Origin of the sequence: Kurthia huakuii LAM0618 (genome assembly GCF_000505545.1) — a bacterium.
Taxonomy (GTDB): Bacteria; Bacillota; Bacilli; order Bacillales_A; family Planococcaceae; genus Kurthia; species Kurthia huakuii.
This window is the reverse complement of sequence record NZ_AYTB01000039.1, coordinates 1-3,956: the sequence shown is the minus strand read 5'-3', so window position 1 is coordinate 3,956 and position 3,956 is coordinate 1. Positions and strand designations below refer to the sequence as shown.

General features: G+C 37.4%; 4 protein-coding genes and 1 pseudogene. All 5 read right to left on the bottom strand.

The window, feature by feature from the left end; genetic code table 11:
* On the bottom strand, positions 1 to 542 hold a 542-nt coding region (locus tag V514_RS0118290), incomplete at its 3' end, for an RNA-guided endonuclease TnpB family protein (protein ID WP_029501212.1).
* Positions 543 to 625: 83 nt separating this feature from the next.
* The gene (locus tag V514_RS0118285) at positions 626 to 1,090 is read right to left on the bottom strand and encodes a hypothetical protein (RefSeq protein WP_029501211.1); all 465 of its coding nucleotides are present in this window, start codon (positions 1,088 to 1,090) and stop codon (positions 626 to 628) included.
* A 165-nt stretch (positions 1,091 to 1,255) separates the two neighbouring features.
* Positions 1,256 to 2,380, bottom strand: a complete 1,125-nt coding sequence (locus V514_RS0118280) for an IS4 family transposase (protein WP_029501210.1) — start codon at positions 2,378 to 2,380, stop codon at positions 1,256 to 1,258.
* 113 nt (positions 2,381 to 2,493) lie between these two features.
* A complete protein-coding gene (locus V514_RS20810; protein ID WP_239584733.1) occupies positions 2,494 to 3,210 on the bottom strand; it encodes a hypothetical protein in 717 nt (238 codons plus the stop codon).
* A 258-nt stretch (positions 3,211 to 3,468) separates the two neighbouring features.
* Positions 3,469 to 3,894, bottom strand: a pseudogene (locus V514_RS20805) (pPIWI_RE module domain-containing protein); the annotation flags it as partial.
* Positions 3,895 to 3,956: the final 62 nt, after the last annotated feature.

The window sequence follows — 3,956 nt, the reverse complement described above, 5'->3', positions numbered from 1 at the left end:
GCTTGATGGGTTTTTGGTAGGGGCTGAAATTCGGGGACTTCGCACGTAATGGACACCGAAAAACGCCCACTCGCATGGTAATGAATCGTTGCACGCATAATTCGACCTTCGAGCGCGCGAGTTTGTTTGAATTTGACGAGTCCTAGTTTGGGTAACTTGATTTTGTTGCCGACAATCGCAATATTGTGATTCGTATTTTTGGTCGTATAGCTTTGCACGGCGTTTTTCTTGCTTTTGAAACGCGGATAGTTGTTTTGTTTCTTGAAAAAACGCCCGAATGCATCCACGAGCTGTTCACAGGAGGTTTGTAAGGCCACACTATCTACGTTGCGTAACCAGGCTGTCTCGTCCTGTTTTTTCAGTTTTGTCAGCAGTTTAGACATACTGGAGCGATTTAAGCCTTTTCCTTCTTCTTTGTATGCTGTATTCCATAATGAAAGAAAATGGTTATAGACAAAACGACAATGACCGTGCGTTTGATGAATCAACGCTTGTTGGTCTTTGTTCGGATAGAGACGAAATGGGTATGCTTTGTAGATCATGGCGAACACCTCCTTGTTTGCCTTCTAGTTTAACACAAACAAACGTTCCATTTCTACTTTTAAGCACCGCATTCATCCCCCACCTACTCGCTCCACGCGTTGAGGAGGGTGTCTTCTGCGAAAAAATGATAAAGTGGATATGGCTTTGTTAGAGTCGCCTTATTATCAAGCATTTTCTTTTTAAAATCATACAAAGCCGAACCTAAATGAATGTACGCTAATTTATGCAACATTGTACATAAATAATCTGTTTTGATATCTGAGGTATAGACAAAAGGTGTCATCATTGAAGCGCTCGGTTTCGCTATTTTTTCACCTTCAAAATTTGTTTTCGATTGATACTTACTGTAATTTGTAGGGATTGAATTTGTTTTGGTCGAAATATTCAAATAATTAAAGTTATCAATTTTGTATACCCCATTTGTTGAAATATGTGGTAAATGCGCGCCTGTTTCTTCATCAATCGTAAAATAATCAGACACTTCTTCACCATATTTCAATTGAATAAAGTTTGTATTTTTAAATCCTAATGGTGGATTTAATTTCATTTTATTTTATTTGTTTGGATTCACTAGCGTCGCATAAATATTGACGCAATATTCTGTTTTCTTATTTTTTGATTCAGATGAAAAACGAAGACACTGAAGCAGAAGTAGTAAACATCCATTTTTTTACTATAACCTGTGACGAGTGCGACAATAGTAGTTTAAACCTTATGGCACGGCTTTTCCTGCGATTTTTCGAAGCCACAGATGAGCCGATTTCCAAGGGGCTGCTTTTAATAAGCGGCTGATGTTTAAATACGTTTTAGAACTGTTCGTGTTCAACTGCACCAACACATGCAGGCAATATACAATCATAGCGATGTACACTTGATTGTGCACGCCTTGTTCACTTTGCGCGTAGAACTTTTTAATGTTCAAGTGCTGCTTCAGCCATTTGAAAAACAACTCAATCGCCCAGCGTGATTTGTATAATTCGGCGATTTCATCAGCACTTACATCAAACCGATTCGTGATCAGATGCAACTCGTTTCCTTTTGAATCCAACACTTTGATGAGACGGAAGACGTTTTCAGCCCGATTTTGTGTTGTGCCAATCAACATCATCTCATCAGATAATACAGTTGAATCATTTGGTAGTTCAAACGGCTCGATAACTCGAGTGACAGCGTTTTTTCGTAAGCGTGAGACAAAGAAATAGCCGTCATCTGTCATGCGGTCAAATCGCTCGTAATCCAAGTAACCACGGTCAAAAACGTACATGCATTCTTTGTCATCAACGAGTACTTCTAGTTGGCCACGATCATGTTCTTTCGCGTTCGTCAGCACCGCTTTGTCTGGATACGAACACCCTTTCTCTGCGTATACAAGGCGCAAATGGAGCTTGATGCCCGACTTTGTTTTGCGGAATTCAGCCCATTTGTGATTGTTTAGGTTTAAAGGAAGCGTGCTCGAATCAATGATTTTCAGTGGTGTTGTCATTTTTCGGCGCTGTTCATAGTGCGACTTTTCATGAATTTGAGCGACTAAATCGAGAAATACTTGTTGAAACACTTCAGTCGGTACTTGATTTAACCGGCGTCCGAGTTGTGAAAAGCTAATCGATTGTAAGTCCGTCGCTTTTTGTAGGTCGTCTGAAAACAAAGTCTCACTGACTGCACGTAAGCTTTCGGTTTCATTCAGCTGCGCAAACAGCAGTAATTTCAGGAAGGAAGCGATGTGGAGCTTCTTTGTATAGTAATTTAATTGATGGGATTCTACCAATTCCTCTAATTTTGTCGAGGATATCGGTAAAAACCATTGTTCAAATGATGTTTTTCGTGTAAACTTATCCATGCTTATGTCCTTTGTTTTGGATTTGGATGGTTTACTACCACCCAACCATTATAAAGGATTTTTTTGTGCTTGGATTATATTACAGAAAATTCAGTTTAGTTAATCGTGTTGCATTATTTTAATGCGACGCTAGTGGTTTGGATTAAATGGCCTAATGTTACATCATTACTAAAATTCGCACGTTCTAATAATACCACTAGTAGATCTTCGGGATTTTTTTCTTCGAGTTTTTGTAACACATCAAATAATGTTTCTTTCATGTTCTCTGAGTAAGGTAATGTATTTTTTCGTTTTTTCAATGTTATAAGCGCTTCATCATACGATACCCATTCAGACGTTACCCCCTCAATAAATGCCTCTAATTTATTCCCCGATAATTTGGTTAATAGTAAAAAAGAATGCAATTTTCTATTCTTAGGTTCGCGATACTTATATGTTTTTGCACCAATCACTTGCACTTGTTTTTTTGTATGCAATGATATTTTCGTTATATGCTCGGTGTCTATATACTGCACCCCTGAGCGGCTCAACAAATCATAAAGTGCTTTTTGCACACGGATATTAAAGTTTTCTGCTATTTCTTCTTTTGGTATGCTCTTTTCTGTACGAGGTACTAAAAATTGTGATATATAACCATTCTCGTAAAATGTCTCTCGTAACAATGCTTTCGGATCAACTCGGTTGTTGAAATGTTCTTTATCATAAAGTTCAATAAGTGCCAATCCAACAGATGAATGCTTCGTTAAAATTTTTTCCAACTTTTGTTGAAAACCTACATACTCATTTTTATCATGAAAATCATAAACATTGCCACCAAATTGCTCAATCATCGGAATTCCTGTTAACGTAATATATTTACCTGAAACCTCATATTTTGATGTCGTTTCATTTAATGCTTCCTCTTCAAATAGGCGCCCCAAAACTGCGCGTGCTTCTTCTAACACGTCTTTATTCATATAAAAAACATCAATTTCTAAATCTCTTGGAATAAACAATCCTTTTTTTAATCTTTTCATTTCCAATTTTGGTTGGCATAAAGAAACCGGTAAAAATTCAATGCCTGCAATAGGCTGTTCAATTAAACTATTACTCAGCTGTTCAAAAGGTTTATAGCGGTCCAACCAACCTGCCCCGGAATTTACAAGGTGTGAATAGCCATGTGTGGTTTGATCATATATAATTCGCACACGCAACGCTGCTTTTTGTAAAAATTCTTCATAATTCCTTTCAATTTCCGGAACATCAGGCCATTTATCAAACCCAAATTTAGTGAGAATAGCTTGCAATGGTTTTGACCACCCTTTATTATTTGGCAACGCTACAACGACTTCTTTTGAATAAGTATTTCCTGAAAAAAGAGAAGGATTGTACGATAACTGTGCATAAGTACTATCTTTGGACCCGTATTTCCTTATTTTATGACTCCATCGTCTAATTGATGTTTTAAAGTTTAAGATTATTTTCTTTTGAAAAGGTACGGTTTCTAAGCGCGCTGTTATAAGAAATGACCACCAATTTGTGTAATCCCCTTTATAACTAGGACGTGTCTAAAAACTCTACCTTATTGCGTCAACTT